This is a genomic window from Niallia sp. 03133, assembly GCF_052663225.1.
Genome location: NZ_JBQTCY010000001.1, coordinates 177,877 through 197,842, shown reverse-complemented (window position 1 = coordinate 197,842; position 19,966 = coordinate 177,877). Strand labels below are relative to the sequence as shown.

Sequence of the window (19,966 nt, the reverse complement as noted above, 5' to 3'; positions counted from 1 at the left end):
CCTGATCCTAAGCCTTTTCTCTTTCCTTTTCTTCACTTGTATGATGCATCTTTGATTCTACGCGTTTTCCTACATACCAAAGAATGAATATGACAATTGCTATTGGAATCATCCGTAATGGCTGGGCAATCATCGATTGTAAATCATATCCAATAAAACTAATAGTCAAGATCATTACCAATTTCCCAGCAATGATGGCAAGAAAATATTGCCCAATTCCAATTCTTGATAATCCTGCCACTATATTAACCAGCGCCGAAGGGGTGAAAGGGAAGCACAAAAGAATAAATAATGGTCCAAATCCATGTTTTTCAATCCAATTCATCAACTTCTGCACTTTTTGGTGATTGCGCATAAAGCTTAATAATCTTTTTTGTCCATATTTTCTTACCAATAAAAACACTAACAACGCTCCACCGCATGTACCAACCCAAGAATATAGAAAACCAAACCAAAAACCAAACGCATTTACATTCGCCATAATAAATAAAAACAATGGCAGAAATGGAATGAACGCTTCCAGCATTGGTAATAAAATTCCTGGAAATGGACCAAAAGAACGATAGCTATCAATTAAATCCATAATATTATCCAGTGTAAACCATGCTTTAATTGTTTCCATATCCATAAATAAAAACTCCTTGCCACTTTAACGCAATCTTTTTTTCTCATTCCAAATTATGTTTTATTTTGCGAGAAATTCTTCAATTGCTTTTCTGTTTTGCTCTAAATCTATACTTAATACAGACGCACCATTTACTGTTGTATTTTGAAAGGAGTTGTCCACCGGTATTCTTAAAGATTCAATCTCTGTATCCCGGTGCGTTACCAGCTTATTTCCTACAGAGATTAACTTGCCAGTACTCATATCTGTATTAATATATGGCATTATAACACCAACAAGCTTTGGAAATTTAGCAACAGTTTGTACACCTGAGACTTGAGATACCAATGCTTTCAAGGCTTTTTGCTGTCTCTCTACCCTGCCAAAATCAGAAATTGCATCATGACGAAAACGAACATATCCAAGCAGCTGTTTTCCATTTAGTTTTTGTAAACCAGGTTCTAATGTAACACCAATATTTTTGGACATTCTCTTTTCTACATCTATTTCTACACCTTCTGGAAACGCCTCATCAACCAATTCTTCAAATCCTTTAAAGTTAACAATGGCATAATACTGCAGATCAATATCAAAATTTTCTTTAATGGTTTTTCTTAATAATTCAGGTCCTTCTACACTAAATGCAGAGTTAATACGGCCTTGTCCATGTCCAGGAATCGTTACATACATATCCCTCATTAAAGAAATAATTTTATATGTACCCTTATCAGGGTGGTATTGCGCAATCATGATCGTATCTGTGCGTGAATGGACATCTCCTGGACGAGCATCGCTTCCTAATAAAAGGATATTTGTTCCTCCGTCTCGGTCCTTTTCCCCATTAAATTCATAATTAACCTTTTTACCTGCTCCATTTTCCATTGATTGCTTTACACCCTGTTTATATTGAAAGATGCTATAAACTGTTGCTGCAATTATGAATAATAGAAGAAATAAAACAAATACTCTCCCTTTTCTCAGCCTTCTTCTTTTTCGCTTGTTATTCTTATATTGAGTTCTCTCCATTCCCTATTTGTTCCTTTCTCTTCTATATGACATATTCAGTAAAATATGCTACTTTTCATTCACAATATTTACTTTTGTTCTTTTATAAATAATTCTTGCCTTACATGCTAAGAATTACACTGTTTTTCATCACGAAATCAACTTTATTTTTATAAAAAAATAGTATTATTCTTGTTTCTTATTATTATCATATCAGAAAATACTTTTTTTCAACATTTTTTCTTCCCCCTGTATGCAAAAGAAAGGATTGCCTTCCTTCTTTAAAATCAAACACTACTTTGGTTAAGCACAAACAATGAAGGCAAAATTAAAAGGCATGAGTTCAATTAATACCGAACTCATGCCTTGGAAACTGCCGTAGATTAATAGTTATTTTTTGTTTAAAATGGCAAGTAGTTTTTACTATATATACTATACTAAATACTCTTTAAACCAATTATTAATATAATTCAATCGTTCTATACGCAATGTTGGTTTTCCGCTTCTAGACAATTCATGACTCGAATCAGGAAAACGTATTAATTTAGTTGTTTTCTTTTGTCTTTTCAGCGCAATAAATAATTGTTCTGCCTGTTCAATAGGACAGCGATAATCCTTTTCTCCATGTAAAATCAGCAGCGGCGTTTTTATTTGATGGACATAGGCAAGCGGTGAATGTTTCCATAAGGTTTCTATATCATTTAAATCTGCTTTCATTTGCCATTCGGAAAAATAATAGCCTATATCACTTACTCCATAAAAACTGATCCAATTGGAAATGGAACGCTGTGTAACTGCTGCTTTAAAGCGGTCGGTATGACCAACAATCCAATTTGTCATAAATCCACCGTAGCTTCCCCCTGTCACACCTAAACGTGTTTCATCTATAAAGTCATAGTTTGCTATTGCATAATCAACTGCTGCCATGACATCTTCATAATCTTTTCCGCCATAATCTCCTCTAACTGCATCTACAAATTGCTGACCGTATCCATGACTTCCTCGAGGGTTAATAAACAATACCGCAAATCCATTGGAAGACAATGTTTGGAATTCATGAAAATAAGAGTTTGCATACATAGCATGAGGGCCTCCGTGAACTTCAAGCACAAGAGGGTATTTTTCCCCTGCTTTAAAACCAGCAGGCTTCATTAGCCATCCATGTAATTCCCATCCATCCTTTGCATAAAACTGCAGGGGTTCTGCAACTGTCAAAGCGTATTCGTCCAAGAATATTCTATTTACATCTGTTAATTGTGCAAGATCACCAGTTTCCAAATTTAATAAAAATAAATCTCCCGGATAGGTTGGTTTGCTGATTGCAACAACTGCTTGCTTTATGCTCCCGCCAGTTGATAGTCCATACACATGCTGATTATCAATTAAAGACGGATATATGGCCCCTGATTCATTTCCAAAATAGACAATCGTATTTCCATGGTCGCTGGCTAAAAATATAAAGCTCTCATTATCTTCGCCCCAAAGCATGCCTGGGGTTACACTTCCTTGCTGAAAATCACCTATTGCAATATCTCCAACATGTACATCCCAAGCTGCTGTTAAGCATTGTAATTGTTCTATTCCTAAATCATATATCCATAATTTAGATAAGGTTGCATTTTCATACTCTCTTTCGCTTCCGATCAACCCGATTTTTTGACTATTTGGAGACCATGTTACATTTCCAAAATAGCCAGTACTTTCCGTTATTTTCTTCCATTCTTTCGTTTTCATTTCATATAAATACACATCTGAAACAAAACTAAAGTCCTTTTCGTCAGATAGATTTGAAGTTACTGCCAAGTATTTTCCATTGGGAGACCAGCTTTGCAAGTAATAATCATTTTCTCCTGAAGTAATTTCCTTTATGTCTCCTGACTGAACATCCAAAACAGCTATATGCTGATAACTCCCATCCCAAAACCCAGCAGCGTCTGATTTATATTTCATTTTGTCCACTTCTAAGGGAACCGGCTCTTTTTCTTTTTCTTTTTTCGTATCTTTATCTTGAATGCTTTCCTCTTTTCCAATGGTCGTTTGAAAAGCTATCTCTTTGCCATTTGGAGACCAGACAGGATTTGCTGCACCATTTTTAACAAAGGTAAGCTGGTTTGCTTCTCCTCCATTTCGATTTAATAAATATAGCTGATTTTTCCCTGTCCGATTCGATACAAAAACAACTTGATTGCCATCTGGCGACCATCTTGGAGAGTGATTTCTGTCTTCTCCAAATGTCCATTGAACAGATTCATCTGTACTGTCTACGTTTTTATAATAGAGATTCGAATAATATGTATTTTTTTCTTCAGAGATGGATGTTACAACAAATATACAGTCTTTTCCATCAGCAGCTACTTGTGGATCCACAATAGAGTTTAACTGATATAAGGTCTCTGCAGCTATTTTCTTCTTTTGACTCATTCTATTCTTCCTTTCGTATACAGGTAAGCTATTATTTCGACAACAGAAATAATATTCCTTCGTATTTCTGTATTTTATTTTTATGCTTGCCAAAAATAATACTGCCATCAGTTAAAAAGAGCACCGTTATTTTTTGAATACGAATTTCTGCCTACTTGAAAGTAAATTAAATTTCCTGTATTATTTAAAACAGAACATTTGTTCTTATACCAAAAGAGGAGTTGACTGATGTTATGACTCGCATCCCTGAAAAAGACAGACATATTATGGAACAAGCAATTTATCTGCCTATGCTTTTAACCATACTTAATCGTGATCTTCTCGTTATAAAAAACAGCAGCTTTAAGTTAAAACAGCCTTATATTGAACTTGTTGAAATCACTATGAAGACAATACAATCAGAGCTGCACAAGACGAAAAATTATATGAAAAGCCACAACATGAAGATACAAGAAACAAAACGAGATGATGCTTTTACGATGTTTTTATTTTTATATAATGGATATGAGGAATACCACAATTATTTTAATCCTCGCCTGCGTAATAAAGTGCAAGAGTTATTGCAGTACTATTTATATAAACGTTTTACCATGGAAGCCATCCCAAAACTCATTACATAACGATCAATCCTCTTCGTCATGATCGTAGTCAATGTTATCTTCTCCACACTTTTTAAAGTCTTTATAATCATTTTCATAAAGAAAAAAGGGTTTTTGTATTTTTTTATGATTATAAGTAAGTACATTTTGCAAGGAATTTGCTCTCATAATTTGATTGTTAAGTGAATGCGGTGATATATCAACGGATAATTGCTTTTGATTCTTGAAGGTGATACGCGATTTTAATGGTGTGATCTCCTTTTTGTCTATAATATGATGTAAGGAAATCCATACACACGAAGAATTTGTTGGCGAATGTGTAGGAAAAAAATAAAGAGTATTAAGGGAATCAATGGAAATAGGTAGTTTATAAGTATAGTTCATCAGAGCACGAACAGCATCCCTTTTTCCTTTATAGGAACACCCCAAATACATACAACTATTTTCTACAATTTTAGTAGGGCTTGAAGAACAAAAAAATACATTAGGTCCTTCATATATTTTCGAATAAATTTTACCTTCCTTTGTAATAAAGGGCTCAATGGCAAGCGTATAAAAGTTAATTTCATATCTAGTAATAAAGTTTTTCCTATCCTTCAAATCACAGTCAACTCCTTTTTTAGTATGCGATCATAATAGCACTAAACTCCTATAAAATGTATAATAGTTCTAATTTTTCTCAATTTATTCATACTTTATAATTATTTTCTTAATTTTTAAAAAATTTAATTGATATTTCATATATTCTTCCATATAATATTAAAAAGGCACAGGGGTGAATGATATGAATGAAAAGTCGTACACTGAGCTAACAAAATTAAGTGCTATGAAAAGAAGCAAGTCAAAAGAAACTTATGTGATGGACCTCTACATTGATATGCTGATTTCAGAAATTCTTTTAAAAAATGAAAAAGCAAGTTTAATGACCCTTATTGATAAAGCCATAGACGAACAAAATAAAGAAAAATTCAAAGAGCTGAGTTTGCAATTCAACCAATTATGTAAGCGCTTTGGTACTTAAACCAATAATTACACATGCCATATAAAGTGAACCTTTCCATCAGTGGGGGTTTTCTTCATCCCCACTGATGGTTAGTTGAACTTATCGGACCTTTACGGGCAGTTCTCCCCCACCTCAAGATGCTTCCTCGATTCCTCAGTATTTTGAGGTGGGGGTCTTACTGCCCGTTAATAGTGGGATAAAATAGAAAATCCAAGAGAACAGTGTTCTCTTGGATTTCTTTATTAATGGCATCTTCTTCTCTTATTCTATTCTATGCTGAACATCCTTTATTCTCACGAATCTTCTTAAGATTCTCCGTTCCTAATAACACTTACCTAACCTCGCAAGTTTCAGAGCACTATTATTTCTTTCCATTTTTCTGTAAAACACTTGCTTCCTCTAAAGCTGTAATTCTTTCCAGCATAGTTGGGTGGTTATACCGAAATATTTTTACTAATAAAGGAGGGTTTACCTCGCTTAATCCCGATTTTGTTAACTTTTGAAAAGTGGATATCCCTGCATCAGCATCTTGTGTTAAAGAAATAGCATATTGATCTGCTCTTTTTTCTTCATACCTCGAGATGGTATTGGTAATTGGACTTATTAGAAAAAAGAGAAGTGAAATTAATGCAAGCATTAATGGCAGCGAATGTATTTCTTTCACTTTCCCTATTTTAAGTGCTTTTCCCCATTTTGCCACAATGATGTTCATTACTAGATAAATAAGATATAAGCCGATAAACGATAAAACTAAGGAAAGAGCTATTCCTATATAAATATGTTTTTCCACATAATGAGCCATTTCATGTGCCATGACAAAAAGAATTTCCTTATCCTTTAATTTTGTTAAAGTTGTATCCCAAAGTACAATCCTAGAGTTGCTGCCAATACCAGTCACATAAGCATTTAATGCATTTGTTTTATCTGACATGTTTACTTCAAATACATGCTCGGCAGGTATATTTGACTTTTTTGCCAATCCGAGTATTTTTGTTTCCAATTCCTTATCTTTTAATGGCGTAAAATCACTGTAAAGCGGATCAATTACCACCGGCTGAATAAATGTAATAAATAAAGTAAATGGTATCGAAAGCAGCCAAGCATAAAACCACCACCGTTTTTCACTTTTATTCATCAGCCAATATACAACCAGCACAGTAATATATATAAAACCAAAGTTCACCCAAAAATCAATTAACTCATCCTTCATCCAAGAAGCAAAGCTTTGCGTAGAAATATTGTATGTTTTTGCTAGGGAGTAGCTAATATAACTTAACGGAAATGTTGCGATAAATGCTGTTATATTCAGCCAAAATAAATAGATTGCTTTTTGCAGAGCCTTATATTTGACAGAACCTTCTCCCCATTTTTGAAATGATTTAGATAAACCAAATAATAAAATAAAGATATAAAGAAGCCCTTCAAAAGGAGTCGATATAAAAAATAAAAAGTCTCGTATTTTGGAATATTCTTCTGTAAGCATTAGCTCCCTGCTATTTAAAAAAGTCGATGGATCTGCTGCCGAATCCTGATATTCAAACGGCAGCGTGGCATGAGAATGGTAAAAAAGATACCAATAAAAAAATAAGCCGTACGCCACATAAAACAAAACGGTGTAAAATCCAATTTTCCTAGCCATCATTCCCCCTCCTGACCTTGTACAACCTACTATTAATAATTAGTCCAAATTTTGCTGTTTAGAACTAGAAGTTAATTAAAACAAAAATATTCCTACCAGCTATCCCAAAATTTAAGTAAATACGTGTGTGTGTACTTGTAGAATAATCTATAAGGAATACCTAAAATTCAGAAAGCCGATCGGCTCTCCATGTCGATCCATCTGTAAAAATAGCAGTTTGCAGTTAGTCTAAATCTCTATAAAGCATAAAGGGCGTCTTAATAAATAAGATGTAAAAAATCTTCCTTTGTTACATTGCCGAAATAATGCTTAATTGGTGTTTCATCCAATGCCTTTTCTAATTCTTTCCGATCATAACGAACGCCAATTAATCTATTTTCTATATCTGCAACGTCACCAACACCGAAAAAGTCACCGTAAATTTTACAGTTTTTTATCACGCCTTTAGATACTTCAAAACGCACATCAATTTGCCCAACAGGAAAGCGATGGGAATGCTGCAAGTTAAATTTAGGAGATTTTCCATAATTCCAATCCCAATTTTGATAGCGCTCTTTTGATAGGGCATAAATTTTTTCCCAATCATTATCTGTTAATACATACTCTTGAATATTTTCCTCCCCTTCAAAGAGGTGAGTTAATATTAGCTTGCGAAATTCTTCAATGGTTATCTCATCTATAAGAAATTCCGTTATATTAGCAACTCGGCTTTTGATTGATTTAATCCCTTTTGATTCAATTTTATCTTTTTTCACTTTAAGAGAGGACACAATATGTTCCATTTCTGAATTAAATAGCAGTGTTCCATGACTAAACATTCTTCCTCTTGTGGCAAATTGTGCATTTCCAGAAATTTTTCTTCCTTCAGCGAGCAAATCATTCCGCCCGCTTAATTCTGCATTTACTCCCATGCTTTGCAATGCCTTGACAACTGGCTCCGTGAATTTTCTGAAGTTATGAAAGCTGTCACCATCGTCTTTTGTGATAAAACTGAAATTTAAATTGCCTAAATCATGATAGACTGCTCCACCGCCAGAAAGTCTTCTTACTACATGAATTCCGTTTGCATCTACATAGTCTGTATTAATTTCTTCTATTGTATTTTGATTTTTTCCAATAATGATGGATGGTTGATTTATGTAAAACAAAAGGTACGTTTCATTAATGTCTAAATTCTTCAAAGCATACTCTTCTATGGCCAAGTTGATTCTTGGATCAGTAATTCCTTTATTATCTATAAAAAGCAATTTTGACACCCCTCTTATTTCTGTTTCTAGTCTCTTTATTTCTAATAGTAACATAACTCTAAAAGAAGTTATATTTTTGCTGTTTCTTACGTTTTCAAAAGGCTGTTTTCGTATAGATTGTTGCTTTTAAGCGAGCAGCCTGCATACACTTTTCCAAATGTTTTATGTAAAAAACAACAAACTTTGAGAAAACAGCCTTTCTAAATGTCAATTATTTGTGTCAATCCCGCGATTAAAAAAAAGGGTCAGACATTCCAAAGAAAAGTCTGACCCTTTTAGCATTCTTCCTTATTCAACAGCAGTATCTGCATACTTATGTTTGAATGACACGATAAAATAAAGGATCGTTCCAACAATAAATATAACAGGATAAATCGCAAGAATAGAAGCATTATGCCACATAAAGGCAAAGTCGCCGCTGGAAATAACTGCTTTTAAGCCTGCAACAGAATAGGACATTGGCAATAACGCATGCACATGCTGCAGAAAATTAGGTATTAGTTCCAATGGGAATGTGCCTGCACTTGTTGTTAATTGAAAGATCAACAACAGAACAACAAGAAAACGCCCAGGATTTCCAAGTAATGTAACCAAAAATTGAATAATAGAGAAAAACACCATACTGACTATAAACGTAAATAACATAAACAATGGTACACTTTGTACTTCTATCTTTAATACTTCCAACAAAACAAAGGAAGCAACAACAGCTTGTAAAGTGCCGACAGCCATTAATATAACTGTTTTGCTCAAGAACCATCTTATTCCATTTTTCGGAGTTCCTGCTGGTTCATTAAATGAGAAGACAATCGATAACATTAAAGCACCAACAAATAATCCTAAAGAGATAAAATAAGGAGCTAATCCAGTTCCATAGTTTGGTACATCTGTTAATTTAGCATTCGTAACTTTCACAGGTTCTGCCATCATATTATATGTTTTATCATCAGAATGAATAGAACCTGCATCATTCGCTCCATCTGAAAGCTGAGTAGAAAGCTCTTTACTTCCATTTAACAGCGAACTAGTGCCTTGTGTTAATTCTTTTGAACCATTTTTTAATTGACTAGTTCCGTTTGTCAGTGCATTAGATCCTGTTTGTAATGTATTCATTCCTGTTAAAAAAGACTGCATTCCATCAACGAGTTCTGTTGAGCCTTCTGTAGCTTTTGAAAATTCTGAAGTATACTTATTCATCCCTTCCACAAACTGCTTTTGTCCTGCCACTTGCTGTTGTGCCCCTTTTTTCAGCTGAGTGCTGCCATCTGCCAATTGATTAGCGCCATTCTGCAGTTTTTCATGGCCTTGATTCAACTGTGATAATCCGGAAGATAAGTTTTCACTTCCTGCAGCCAGCTGGTTTGCTCCTTGGGCAAGCGCTTCTGTATTGCTTGAAATTGATTCACTTCCATCAACAAGCCCTTGAAAAGCTGCCATCAATTCATTTCGTTTATCTTCTGGCAATCCTTGCAATAAAGGCATTATTGAATTAATCTCTTCCTGAAGCTGCTTCGTGCCAGCATTCAGCTGTTTTGCACCTTCTGCCAACTCTGTTGATTTGCTGCTCCATGTTTTAAGGTTTTTAGTAAGAGAATCGGAACCTTGTTTTATTGTATTGGTTCCATTAATTAACGAAGGAATATTGCCTTTGACCGTATCTAGTCCATCGCTAGTCTGAGTGATTCCGTTTAAAATAGCTTGATCGCCATCTTGTAACTTAATAGAAGCGTTGGCAAGATCTTTTTGACCATTCTGCAGCTGTTCCAACCCTCCTGCTAAATTGCCAGCTCCATTTAAGAGTTTTTTTGCACCTGAACTGGCGGAAGAAACCCCTTGATTAAACTGAATGGACTTCTCAGCAAGTGTAGCTAGATTCTGATAAACCTCTTTCGAACCATCATTTACTTTAGAAGTTCCTTTTTGTAATTCTTTTGCTCCTGAACTTGCATTTTTCAGTCCATCTGTCATTTCACCGATATTATCAAAAACAGACTCCGCATATGTTTCGGTTATTTCTTTGCTTATCCCTACTTTAATTCTCTCCATTGCTGAATTTCCTATTTGCGAAGAAATAAAATTATACCCAGGATTGGAAACATAGATAAGATCCAATTTTTTCGGATCATTATCCATAAGAGTTGTTGCATTTTTAGAGAAATCCTTTGGAATTTCAATAAGCATATAGTACTTTTGATTTTTTATATTTTTATAGCCTTCTTTTTTATTCACAAATGTAAAAGCAAATTCATCACTGTCTTTTAAATTTGCCACTAGATCTTTCCCAAGCTCCAGCTTCTCCTTATTCATTTTTGCACCAATATCTTCATTTACTACAGCAACTGGAAGCTTTTCTAAATGACCATATGGATCCCAAAATGCCCACAAATAAACACCTGAATAAAGAATCGGAATAAAAATAATGGCGATAATCGAGATAAGCTTCATTCTATTTTTTAAAATAGAAGATAGCTCTGCTTTTAATAAATTTTGTTTCATAACTCACCACTCCACCTTTATGACTATAACGTTCAATTAGTCATTTTTGTTTTTAAAAAGAGGATTATCTTAAATGGACAATCCTTTAAATAACGTATTTTCAAAAAAAACTGCTATTTCTTCTGCTGAAAGAGGAGAATGATTTCTCTCCCAATCAAAAATCAGCGCCAAATATAATTTAAAGATAAGAAAAGCAATAAGCTCTGTATCACACTGTTGAACTTCACCTTTATCAATAGCTTCCTGAACACGCATCTTAATATAATGAATAACAGCATTCTCCAGTCTGTCTATTACTTCTTTTACTTCCAGTGTTCCCATTTCCTTTTGCTCTTGAAATAGCTTTATCGTCAATTGATGCTGTCTGCGGAATTCAAGCATTTTCATTAAGGTTGTATGCAAGTTTTCCATAAAACGATTGCTAGGATCAAAACATTCATCCGCCGCCTCTTTCATTTCTTGAATCAGCCCTGTAATAATTTCTGAAAAAAGCTCTTCCTTATTTTTAAAAAAAGTATAAATCGTTCCCTTGCCTACATTCGCTATTTTCGCAACTTGATCCATTGTTGTTGCTTTATAGCCAAACATCGTAAAGGATTTAGCTGCTGCATCAATAATTTGTTTTTTCCGATCCACTGCCAAAAAAATCACCTCATGAAATAGAAAAATTCAGGCAGGCCGCCCACCTATGAAGTCCAGTTACTTAAGAAGGCATCCGCCTAATACCATACAACAAAAAAGTGGAAAACACCTATTGTTTTATATTAATATGATTAACTATATGAATTTTAAAAAATGACCAAAACACCATTCAAGTCATTTAGTACAATTTAAAATATACCATAGCTTTTTCTCTCTCGCAAGAAGAAAAGGCGTCATCCAATAAAGTGAACCTTTCCATCAGTGGGGGTCTTACTGCCCGTTAAGAGTGGGATAATTTGAAAAATGAATGAATCAGCTTCATAACAGGTTTACTTCTAAGATGCCTAGCAGGAGATGATAAGCCCTTCCACGAGGCGAGATGAAAGCCAGATTTTCTTCCTTTCCTCCTTGTTTTGTCCTTGAGATGCCTTCTATTGGACCGTTTCCTCCGTTTGTCCTTCATACAAAAACATAACAAATTCTTACTTCATCCTGATTCATTTTCTTTTGATTATATAGATTAAAAAAACATACAGCCAACCAAAAAAAGCCCAAAAGATTTCTTATATGATATCCCTCGGGCATCTTGCTTCATTACTTTATTATTTATACCTTTAAAGTAAATTCATTAATCAGCATAAACTTTTAATTTATTTAATACAATAGTAGACAACGCATCAATAAATTCTGGCTGAGCATTCGGCATTTCCGGTCTATAGTATTTAGCACCCACTTCTTTTGCTGCAACAGCACATTCATAATCATTATCATAAAGAACCTCTAAATGGTCAGACACGAACCCAGCTGGTACATATACAAATGCTTTATATCCATGTGTTTCATGCAAAGACTTTGTTAAATCCTGAACATCTGGTCCGAGCCATGGATCAGGTGTATTTCCGGCGCTTTGCCATCCAATATAATAAGAGGAGATAGCTGCTTCTTTCGCGATAAGATCCGCTGTTTCTTTTAATTGATTTGGATACGGATCGCCATATTGAAGAATTTTTTCTGGCAGACTATGGGCCGACACAATTAAAGCGGCGTTTTCTTTTTCTTCTTTTGGCATACTTTTATAAATTTCTTTTACTTTTTCCGACCAATAACGAATGAATTTTGGCTCATCATACCAGCTTTCGATACTATGAATCGTAAGGCCGCCTAATTTATCTGCCATTTCTTTTGCTCGGCCGTTATAAGATTTAATGCTGAATGTTGAAAAATGAGGGGCAAGAACAATGCTTACTGCCTCTGTGATGCCGTCTTTATACATACTAGTAATAGCATCTTCTACAAACGGCTCAATATGCTTTAAACCTAAATACATTTTAAATTCGATTTCATCTTGAATCGTATTTAAGTGTGATTCTAAGCTTTTTGCCTGTTCCATCGTAATTTTTGCCAAAGGGGAGATTCCGCCGATTGCTTCATAACGGCCTTTTAAATCATCCAGCATTTCATCAGTAGGTCTTCTGCCGTGACGAATATGTGTATAATACCTTTCAATATCTTCTTCCTTATATGGAGTTCCATATGCCATTACTAAAAGTCCAACTTGTTTTTTGCTCATTTTTTATCACTCTTTCAGTAGTCAGTTTATCCTTTATTTCTTTATAGCTTCTGCTGAATATTCATGTACAAATGTTGTTAATCTTTTTAAGACAGCAGGATTTACATCTGGGAAAACTCCATGTCCTAAATTGAAAATAAATCCTTTTTGTTGTATTCCTTGATCTATAATGACCTTTGCTCTTTCTTCAATTACCTTCCAAGGAGCTAAAAGAACAGCAGGATCTAAATTTCCTTGGACCGATTTTGTTATTCCTTTTTCCCTTGCCTCATTAATGGATAAACGCCAATCCAGTCCAATAACATCCAAAGGCAAGTCATTCCATTCTAAAGCTAAGTGGCTAGCACCTACCCCATGCATAATTAATGGAACTTGCTCTTCTTTTAATGACGAAAAAATCTTTTCCATAATTGGTTTAATGAAAATACGGTAATCCTCTACATTTAATGCACCAACCCAAGAGTCAAAAATCTGAATAGTATTCGCTCCAGCTTTAATTTGTGCTTTTGCATAAGTAATAACCATATTGCCTAATTTCTCCATAAGAGCAAACCATGCTTCAGGTTGAGCATACATAAAAGCTTTTGTATTATGGTAGTTTTTCGAAGGTCCTCCCTCAATCATATAGCTTGCAAGGGTAAAAGGAGCTCCTGAAAAACCTATTAAAGGAACAGTAAGCTGTTCAGTTGTTAATAGTTTTATCGTATCCAGCACATAGGAAATATCCTGTTCTGGCTGCAAGACCCCTAGTTTCTCCACATCTTGAAACGATTTTATTGGATTTGCAATAACTGGTCCGATTCCTGATTTAATTTCCACATCAACGCCGATTGCAGGCAAAGGTGTCATAATATCTTTATAAAGAACAGCGGCATCGACATTATATTGTTCAACAGGAAGTTTGGTAACATACGCACAAAGCTCCGGCTGATGGGTAATTTCAAAAAGAGAATATTTCTCCTTAATTGCTCGATATTCCGGCTGTGATCGCCCAGCTTGACGCATATACCAAACAGGAACAAATTCGGTTTTTTCTCCTTTTGCCGCTTTTAAAAATGTCTTTTCTATTTGTTTACTCATATTTTAATATGTCCACCTTTCAGATGCTTATAAGAACATTTATAATTGCAAAAAACACACTAACTATATTCATTATTAAATTATAATATTTATAAATAAAATTACAAATAAAAAGAATGCCCAATAGAAGACACTCTATAAAGAGTTCATTTTATATTAACTATTCCTATTCTGTCCATTAACAAAGATAACGTTTTCTATTGTAAATCAACTATATATCTTTTCCACTATAATTGTATAGATAACCTTCTAATTTGTCACAAAATAGACGTATTTACCCGTTTACGTTTCTTGAACGAAGAGGAGGGGAATATTCACAGTGTAGATAAGCGTCCATTTCAAACACTTTTGGACTGAAACAAACCATTTGTATTTAGAAGCGAGCGTTGTCGACTGCATGGGAAAATTTCTTTAATTAATAATATTTTTTTTCCAAATAGAAATGATTATACTAATAATAACAAGAGGAGGGAATTTTCATGCAAATTTTTATTGCAAATGGTACATATGAATTTTTAGAAAAAAAATATGCAAAATACTTCTCTACAGAAAATATGATTCTTATGCAAAGCACGACGCAGGACCAAGCAACATTAGTGCATGAAACGGATGGCAAAAGCCTCTTTCAGGCCCCTAGAAAATTTGATATATTACATTCATTTGGACAATTGGATAACAAAGGCTATGTAGTGCTAAATCATTTTTCCTTAGAAGATATATCGAAGCCAATTTTTGAACATAAAACTGTTCAGAAATTAGAAAAAAGCAGCAAGCCGTTTACTGCTGTGCGTTTGCTTCGTTCCATCAAAGGAGATACATATTTAGTTTTATCCTTATGGAAAGACTCGAATTCTTTTAAACAATGGGAAAATTCTGCTTTCGGTCCAACATTTCCGATTAATGCTGCGACACCAGATGATTGGAAAGTAAAAGAAAATAATTTATTTTACAGCAAATCATATGTCACCTATCATGTCATTCCAGAAGAAAAAATATAATATGATTATTTATTGAGCAATCCTTCAAAATAAAAAGGAGAAAAATGTTATTTGCAAACTATCAGGCTGATTGAAAATTGTTTGTAATTAGAGGCTTGACCCTTGGGATGAACGGCTGAAACAGAATATTGGTGAGAACGACGTTGATGGCTGTAAGTCAATCAACGAATACATAAGATCGTGCCGTAGTAGTCGATTTTCCTTTACTGAATAAAATTAGTCGTTCATCCTCTTTTACCTGGTACTGAGCATCTTAGCAAGGCTGCAACTAGAAAAGCGAGCATTTCTCGAGGCCATTCATTAAAATTCTTTCTCTTTTTTGAAGGGTTTTAATAAACTATTTCTATTTGCGTAAACTGCTGCTTGTGTCCGGTCAGACACTTCTAGTTTCGCAAGGATATTGCTGACATGGGTTTTAACTGTTTTTACTCCTATATATAATTCTTCACTGATTGCTTGATTTGTCATGCCTTCTCCGATGCACATAAGCACCTCTAATTCCCTTTCGGTTAGATTGTCATGCGGTTTTCTTTCAGAAGGACGAAGCTTTTTTAACATCACATTAGCTACTTTGGGCTCAATAACCGTTTCGCCAGCAAATGCTTTATGGATGGCATCAACTACTTCTGAAGCAGTTGCTGTTTTTAGCAAATAACTAAAGGCTCCTGCTTCAATCGCTGGAATTACTTGTGATTCGTCATAAAAACTTGTAATAATAATAACTTTGCAATATGGAGAATTTCTCAAAATTTCCTTCGTTGCTTCAATGCCGTTCCCTTTTTCCATTAACAAGTCCATTAAAACCACATCGGGCTTTTCCTTTAAAACAAGTTCAACTGCATGATTTCCACCATTCGCCTCTCCGACTACTTTTATTGTAGACTCTGTTGCTAAATATGAAATAATTCCTTTCCTTACCATTTCATGATCATCTACAACAGCCACTTTAATCATTATGCTCTCTCCTTATCGGGATACGGATATCTATGTACGTCCCTTCTCCTATTTTTGATCGAATCTCCATAATGCCGCCTATCTCATCACAGCGTTCCCGCATTGTTTTTAGTCCATAGGAAGCTTTTCTTTCTACCGTTGGATCAAACCCTTTTCCATTATCACTTATATGCAGGGAGGCAAATCTATCTTTTTCCTCCAAGATCATTTTTACCTTTTTTGCATGGGAATGTCTGAGAATATTGGATAAAGCTTCTTGAACAATACGAAATAAATGTTCCTGCACAGCAGAAGATAAATCGCTAATTTCATCAATGCTTGCAGCAAAATGCAAATTCGTTTTCCCTTTTAATTCTTGAATTAATTTAATGATTCCATCACATAAACTATCGTTGCTTAATTCAATCGGGCGTAGATGCAATAACAATGCCCGCATTTCTCCTTGTGCTTTTGCAGCAATTGAAACGATTTCATTTAATTGTACTTTTGCCTGCTCTGGATTCGTATCAAAAATTCGATAGGCAGAAGAAGACATCATATTTAATGCAAATAGCTGCTGGCTTACGACATCATGCAAATCTCTTGCCAGTCGCTGCCTTTCTTCCATAACAGCCGCTGTATGGGCTGTCTGCGCCAATGTTGCTTTTTCATTAGCCAATCTTTGCAAAGACAGTACTAACTCCTGTAAATAGTTGGCTAGTTGATTCAATTCATCACTAATATGTCCAACCGCTTCTTTATTTGACACATTGATTCTTTCTGCAAACTTCCCTCTTCTTAATGCCGATACAAACAGCAAAACATCTCCCAACTGTTTGCTTAAAATTCTGCTTTCCTTTAGCGCGAAGTACAACCCAACTAGTAATGTAACGAGCAGACTGCTGACAAAAAGCCAAAATGATGTCTTTGTCGTAAATACTGGATTATCATTAAAGTACAAATAAATTTGTGTACTAATAAATAGAAGCAATGAACTGATGATGCTTGTCATAAAAAAACTTTGAAAATACCAGCAGCGAATTCCTTTTCTTTTATTCACAGAACACCTCTATACTCTTATACTCTTTCAATTCGAATATCCCCTATTTTTAAATAGATTTGCAGATTAATTTTTTTAATTGCTTGATCATACTCAGAAGATTTATACGTTAGACTGTTGCTGATTCCATCTTTAGAAGAATTGAAAATTCGAAACTCTCCTATCTTCACTTCTCCTTCAATCTGAACAGGCAAATCATCGGGAATTAATATTTTTACATCACCTATCCAGCCATTGATTTCAATGGTGGTTTCTTTTTCCGGGATATACGCTTTGCTGAAATCAATAAAATAGTCCCCTATACTATTAAACAACTTCATTGGTTCTACGGACCAATTATCGTTATTAAGGTTGATATCGCCAATGGAAAATGCTTTTGAAAATCTGCCTTCTTTTTTTCTATTTTTATTGATTCGTATCACCGATTGTTGAAATAATTCATCCTTTTTTTCAAATTCTATGTCAATAGAATCTTTTTTTCCCCATTTTTTATTTCCAAATAGAAAAGCTATTGCACCATATATAAGAATTACCGGCCATAGTTTCCAAAAATCAACAAATTGAAATGTGACTATATGCAGACGATCCAAGACTAACAAGCTTGAAAAAACAATAATAAATAAAGTTAAAAAGTAATTCGTTATTTTATTCATTATATTTCCAATAAGAGAAATGAGACCGTAAACGAATAGCAGAAACGGATAAGATACGACAAAAAGCTGTTTTATTTCCAAGGAAATGACACCTATATTTACGAGCAATAAAGCCACTCCAACTGCTAATAAACAGATGGCAAACATGATTTGATATAATGATCTGCTTCGCAAATTCTTTCTCCTTTCCCTTCTATTTCCTCTATTATTTTGTAGCTGGCGTACAATTCCAGCTCCTTCATTCTTCTACCTCTCTTCACAGTTTACTACTATTTTACCTCTATTTGTTCATTCCATAGATGTTTTTTTCTCCATCTTAAGCAGGAGTTCTCTGCAATACCTAATGAAGAAAATTGTTTATTCCCTATCACCAATTACAGCTCTATTCATAATCTGTAATAAATCCAAATTTGTGGCAAATGCCTATCCGTTTTTTAATCGGAGCAGAAGGGAGTAGTTGACTTTGGGTATAGAATTAACAGCACTTCACTGGATCTATGTTTTGTTTATTCTTTTTATTATTGGGTTTATGGTGATGAAACATGATACTACCTTCATTTGCATCGTAGGAATTTTTTTATTGGCAATTACAGCAACTGGTTCATTAAGCCTTTCGATAAGCAGTATTTTTACTAGCTTTATCTTCGCCATTACTGAATTGCTTCCTACTATATTGGTCATTTCGATTATTGTTGCAATGAGCAAAATATTAACAACAACAGGTATTAATGATGTAATGATCTCTCCTTTTTCAAAATTAATCCGGTCTCCAGGGTTAGCGTATTGGATTATCGGCATACTTATGATGATTATTTCCTTCTTTTTTTGGCCCTCTCCTGCTGTTGCATTAATTGGAGCTGTTCTGCTGCCAGTTGCCGTGCGAGTTGGTTTGCCCGCAATTGGAGTGGCAATGGCAATGAACTTATTTGGGCATGGCATTGCATTGTCAGGAGACTATATTATTCAAGCAGCACCTAAGCTTACAGCAGATGCCGCTGGGATTCCAATTAATGATGTTATGCAGGCAAGTGTCCCTTTAGTCATCGTTATGGGTGTGGTTACGACCATAACAGCATTTTATTTTATTAAAAGAGATTTAAAAAGAGGAACTTTAACTATATCAACAGGTTTATCATCCTCTTATGCCTCTGTGCTTCCTGAACAACAATTACATTTGCTTTCAAGATCTCAAAAAAGAATTTTTGCCATGCTTATTCCCTGTTTGTTTGCACTTGATGTTGCGGCAATGTATTTTTTAAAGCTTCAAGGTGGTGATGCGACAGCCTTAATCGGGGGGACTTCTATTGTTATTCTTCTCCTTATTACTTTAACAAGCTATAAAAATAAAGGTTTTGAAGAAACAACAAGTTATTTAATAGAGGGTTTTCAATTTGGATTTAAAGTATTTGGTCCAGTTATCCCGATAGCCGCATTTTTTTATCTTGGAGATGCTGGCTTTACAAGCATTATAGGGGACTTCCTTCCGAAAAATTCACACGGAATTGTAAATGATTTAGGTGTTGCATTAGCATCCACTGTTCCTTTAACAAAAGAGGTTGGAGCGATTACATTAACAGCAGTAGGAGCAATTACAGGATTAGATGGATCTGGCTTCTCCGGTATTTCTCTTGCAGGTTCCATTGCAGGATTATTTGCACATGCTATTGGATCAGGAATAAGCACTTTAACAGCCCTTGGACAGATTGCGGCTATTTGGGTCGGCGGCGGTACACTTGTGCCATGGGCATTAATTCCCGCTGCTGCCATATGTAATATTGATCCTTTTGAGCTGGCGAGAAGAAACCTAGTGCCTGTCATTATTGGATTGGCTGTCACAACAATTGTCGCAATCTTTCTTATATAAAGAAAAGCGCAAACGCCTTGTTTATCGCTGTTCAGGGATAGATAATCACCTAGCTTTAAACTAAGGCTGTTTTCTAAAAGTTTGTTGCTTTTTTATAAGTTGAAAAACCCTTTAGAATTACTGAGCAGCCTGAATACACGTAGACTCCCGCT

17 protein-coding genes are annotated in these 19,966 nt (G+C 34.8%); 4 read left to right on the top strand and 13 right to left on the bottom strand.

Features of this window, described 5'->3' with window-relative positions:
* Nucleotides 1-7: 7 nt before the first annotated feature.
* From ACTYBU_RS01035 to ACTYBU_RS01025, 3 genes are all read right to left on the bottom strand, one after another.
* Nucleotides 8-628: a TVP38/TMEM64 family protein gene (locus ACTYBU_RS01035; protein WP_445486598.1), complete on the bottom strand. Its 621-nt coding sequence runs from the start codon at nucleotides 626-628 to the stop codon at nucleotides 8-10.
* 57 nt (nucleotides 629-685) lie between these two features.
* Entirely contained in the window at nucleotides 686-1,630 is a 945-nt protein-coding gene (locus tag ACTYBU_RS01030) for an LCP family protein (RefSeq protein WP_445486597.1), read from the bottom strand.
* A 411-nt stretch (nucleotides 1,631-2,041) separates the two neighbouring features.
* Nucleotides 2,042-4,030: a prolyl oligopeptidase family serine peptidase gene (locus ACTYBU_RS01025; protein WP_445486596.1), complete on the bottom strand. Its 1,989-nt coding sequence runs from the start codon at nucleotides 4,028-4,030 to the stop codon at nucleotides 2,042-2,044.
* A gap of 233 nt (nucleotides 4,031-4,263) precedes the next feature.
* On the opposite strand from ACTYBU_RS01025, the gene ACTYBU_RS01020 reads away from it, so the two are divergent.
* Entirely contained in the window at nucleotides 4,264-4,650 is a 387-nt protein-coding gene (locus tag ACTYBU_RS01020) for a hypothetical protein (RefSeq protein ID WP_445486595.1), read from the top strand.
* A gap of 3 nt (nucleotides 4,651-4,653) precedes the next feature.
* Here ACTYBU_RS01020 and ACTYBU_RS01015 read toward each other — a convergent pair whose 3' ends face one another.
* Nucleotides 4,654-5,229: a competence protein ComK gene (locus ACTYBU_RS01015; protein WP_445486594.1), complete on the bottom strand. Its 576-nt coding sequence runs from the start codon at nucleotides 5,227-5,229 to the stop codon at nucleotides 4,654-4,656.
* 184 nt (nucleotides 5,230-5,413) lie between these two features.
* Between ACTYBU_RS01015 and ACTYBU_RS01010 the strand changes: the two genes are divergently transcribed.
* Nucleotides 5,414-5,650 carry an IDEAL domain-containing protein gene (locus ACTYBU_RS01010; RefSeq protein ID WP_445486593.1) on the top strand — a complete coding sequence of 79 codons (237 nt, stop codon included), beginning with the start codon at nucleotides 5,414-5,416 and terminating at the stop codon, nucleotides 5,648-5,650.
* A gap of 343 nt (nucleotides 5,651-5,993) precedes the next feature.
* On the opposite strand, the gene ACTYBU_RS01005 is transcribed toward ACTYBU_RS01010, so the two are convergent.
* The 6 genes from ACTYBU_RS01005 to hemE all read right to left on the bottom strand — a co-directional run bounded on the left by ACTYBU_RS01005 (nucleotide 5,994) and on the right by hemE (nucleotide 14,306).
* Nucleotides 5,994-7,271 (bottom strand): M48 family metallopeptidase, encoded by a 1,278-nt coding sequence (locus tag ACTYBU_RS01005; RefSeq protein WP_445486592.1) that lies wholly within the window; start codon nucleotides 7,269-7,271, stop codon nucleotides 5,994-5,996.
* Between the two features lie 257 nt (nucleotides 7,272-7,528).
* Nucleotides 7,529-8,518, bottom strand: a complete 990-nt coding sequence (locus tag ACTYBU_RS01000) for a lipoate--protein ligase (RefSeq protein WP_445486866.1) — start codon at nucleotides 8,516-8,518, stop codon at nucleotides 7,529-7,531.
* 288 nt (nucleotides 8,519-8,806) lie between these two features.
* Nucleotides 8,807-11,014 carry a YhgE/Pip family protein gene (locus tag ACTYBU_RS00995; RefSeq protein ID WP_445486591.1) on the bottom strand — a complete coding sequence of 736 codons (2,208 nt, stop codon included), beginning with the start codon at nucleotides 11,012-11,014 and terminating at the stop codon, nucleotides 8,807-8,809.
* Nucleotides 11,015-11,083: 69 nt separating this feature from the next.
* The gene (locus tag ACTYBU_RS00990) at nucleotides 11,084-11,656 is read right to left on the bottom strand and encodes a TetR/AcrR family transcriptional regulator (protein WP_445486590.1); all 573 of its coding nucleotides are present in this window, start codon (nucleotides 11,654-11,656) and stop codon (nucleotides 11,084-11,086) included.
* Nucleotides 11,657-12,284: 628 nt separating this feature from the next.
* A complete protein-coding gene (gene hemH, locus ACTYBU_RS00985; RefSeq protein WP_445486589.1) occupies nucleotides 12,285-13,226 on the bottom strand; it encodes a ferrochelatase in 942 nt (313 codons plus the stop codon).
* Nucleotides 13,227-13,259: 33 nt separating this feature from the next.
* Entirely contained in the window at nucleotides 13,260-14,306 is a 1,047-nt protein-coding gene (gene hemE / locus ACTYBU_RS00980; protein WP_445486588.1) for a uroporphyrinogen decarboxylase, read from the bottom strand.
* 479 nt (nucleotides 14,307-14,785) lie between these two features.
* Here hemE and ACTYBU_RS00975 point away from each other — a divergent pair, with 479 nt between their 5' ends.
* The gene (locus ACTYBU_RS00975; protein WP_445486587.1) at nucleotides 14,786-15,304 is read left to right on the top strand and encodes an antibiotic biosynthesis monooxygenase family protein; all 519 of its coding nucleotides are present in this window, start codon (nucleotides 14,786-14,788) and stop codon (nucleotides 15,302-15,304) included.
* A 300-nt stretch (nucleotides 15,305-15,604) separates the two neighbouring features.
* Here the strand turns inward: ACTYBU_RS00975 and ACTYBU_RS00970 are convergent, their stop codons facing one another.
* From ACTYBU_RS00970 to liaF, 3 genes are read right to left on the bottom strand one after another with little or no spacing between them, the layout of a single operon-like run.
* Nucleotides 15,605-16,258: a response regulator gene (locus tag ACTYBU_RS00970; RefSeq protein WP_445486586.1), complete on the bottom strand. Its 654-nt coding sequence runs from the start codon at nucleotides 16,256-16,258 to the stop codon at nucleotides 15,605-15,607.
* The gene (locus ACTYBU_RS00965) at nucleotides 16,251-17,297 is read right to left on the bottom strand and encodes a sensor histidine kinase (RefSeq protein ID WP_445486585.1); all 1,047 of its coding nucleotides are present in this window, start codon (nucleotides 17,295-17,297) and stop codon (nucleotides 16,251-16,253) included. The genes ACTYBU_RS00970 and ACTYBU_RS00965 overlap by 8 nt, the downstream gene beginning before the upstream one ends.
* A 17-nt stretch (nucleotides 17,298-17,314) precedes the next feature.
* Nucleotides 17,315-18,124, bottom strand: a complete 810-nt coding sequence (liaF, locus tag ACTYBU_RS00960) for a cell wall-active antibiotics response protein LiaF (RefSeq protein ID WP_445486584.1) — start codon at nucleotides 18,122-18,124, stop codon at nucleotides 17,315-17,317.
* Between the two features lie 289 nt (nucleotides 18,125-18,413).
* On the opposite strand from liaF, the gene ACTYBU_RS00955 reads away from it, so the two are divergent.
* Nucleotides 18,414-19,814, top strand: a complete 1,401-nt coding sequence (locus ACTYBU_RS00955) for a hypothetical protein (protein WP_445486583.1) — start codon at nucleotides 18,414-18,416, stop codon at nucleotides 19,812-19,814.
* Nucleotides 19,815-19,966 lie beyond the last annotated feature (152 nt).

Bases quoted from the DNA above. Each gene is read 5' to 3' on its own strand.
- ACTYBU_RS00995 (WP_445486591.1), bottom strand. From the start codon at position 11,014: ATGAAACAAAATTTATTAAAAGCAGAGCTATCTTCTATTTTAAAAAAT.
- hemE (WP_445486588.1), bottom strand. From the start codon at position 14,306: ATGAGTAAACAAATAGAAAAGACATTTTTAAAAGCGGCAAAAGGAGAA.
- ACTYBU_RS01005 (WP_445486592.1), bottom strand. From the start codon at position 7,271: ATGGCTAGGAAAATTGGATTTTACACCGTTTTGTTTTATGTGGCGTAC.
- ACTYBU_RS01025 (WP_445486596.1), bottom strand. From the start codon at position 4,030: ATGAGTCAAAAGAAGAAAATAGCTGCAGAGACCTTATATCAGTTAAAC.
- ACTYBU_RS01035 (WP_445486598.1), bottom strand. From the start codon at position 628: ATGGATATGGAAACAATTAAAGCATGGTTTACACTGGATAATATTATG.
- hemH (WP_445486589.1), bottom strand. From the start codon at position 13,226: ATGAGCAAAAAACAAGTTGGACTTTTAGTAATGGCATATGGAACTCCA.
- ACTYBU_RS01030 (WP_445486597.1), bottom strand. From the start codon at position 1,630: ATGGAGAGAACTCAATATAAGAATAACAAGCGAAAAAGAAGAAGGCTG.
- ACTYBU_RS01020 (WP_445486595.1), top strand. From the start codon at position 4,264: ATGACTCGCATCCCTGAAAAAGACAGACATATTATGGAACAAGCAATT.
- ACTYBU_RS01010 (WP_445486593.1), top strand. From the start codon at position 5,414: ATGAATGAAAAGTCGTACACTGAGCTAACAAAATTAAGTGCTATGAAA.
- ACTYBU_RS00975 (WP_445486587.1), top strand. From the start codon at position 14,786: ATGCAAATTTTTATTGCAAATGGTACATATGAATTTTTAGAAAAAAAA.
- ACTYBU_RS00970 (WP_445486586.1), bottom strand. From the start codon at position 16,258: ATGATTAAAGTGGCTGTTGTAGATGATCATGAAATGGTAAGGAAAGGA.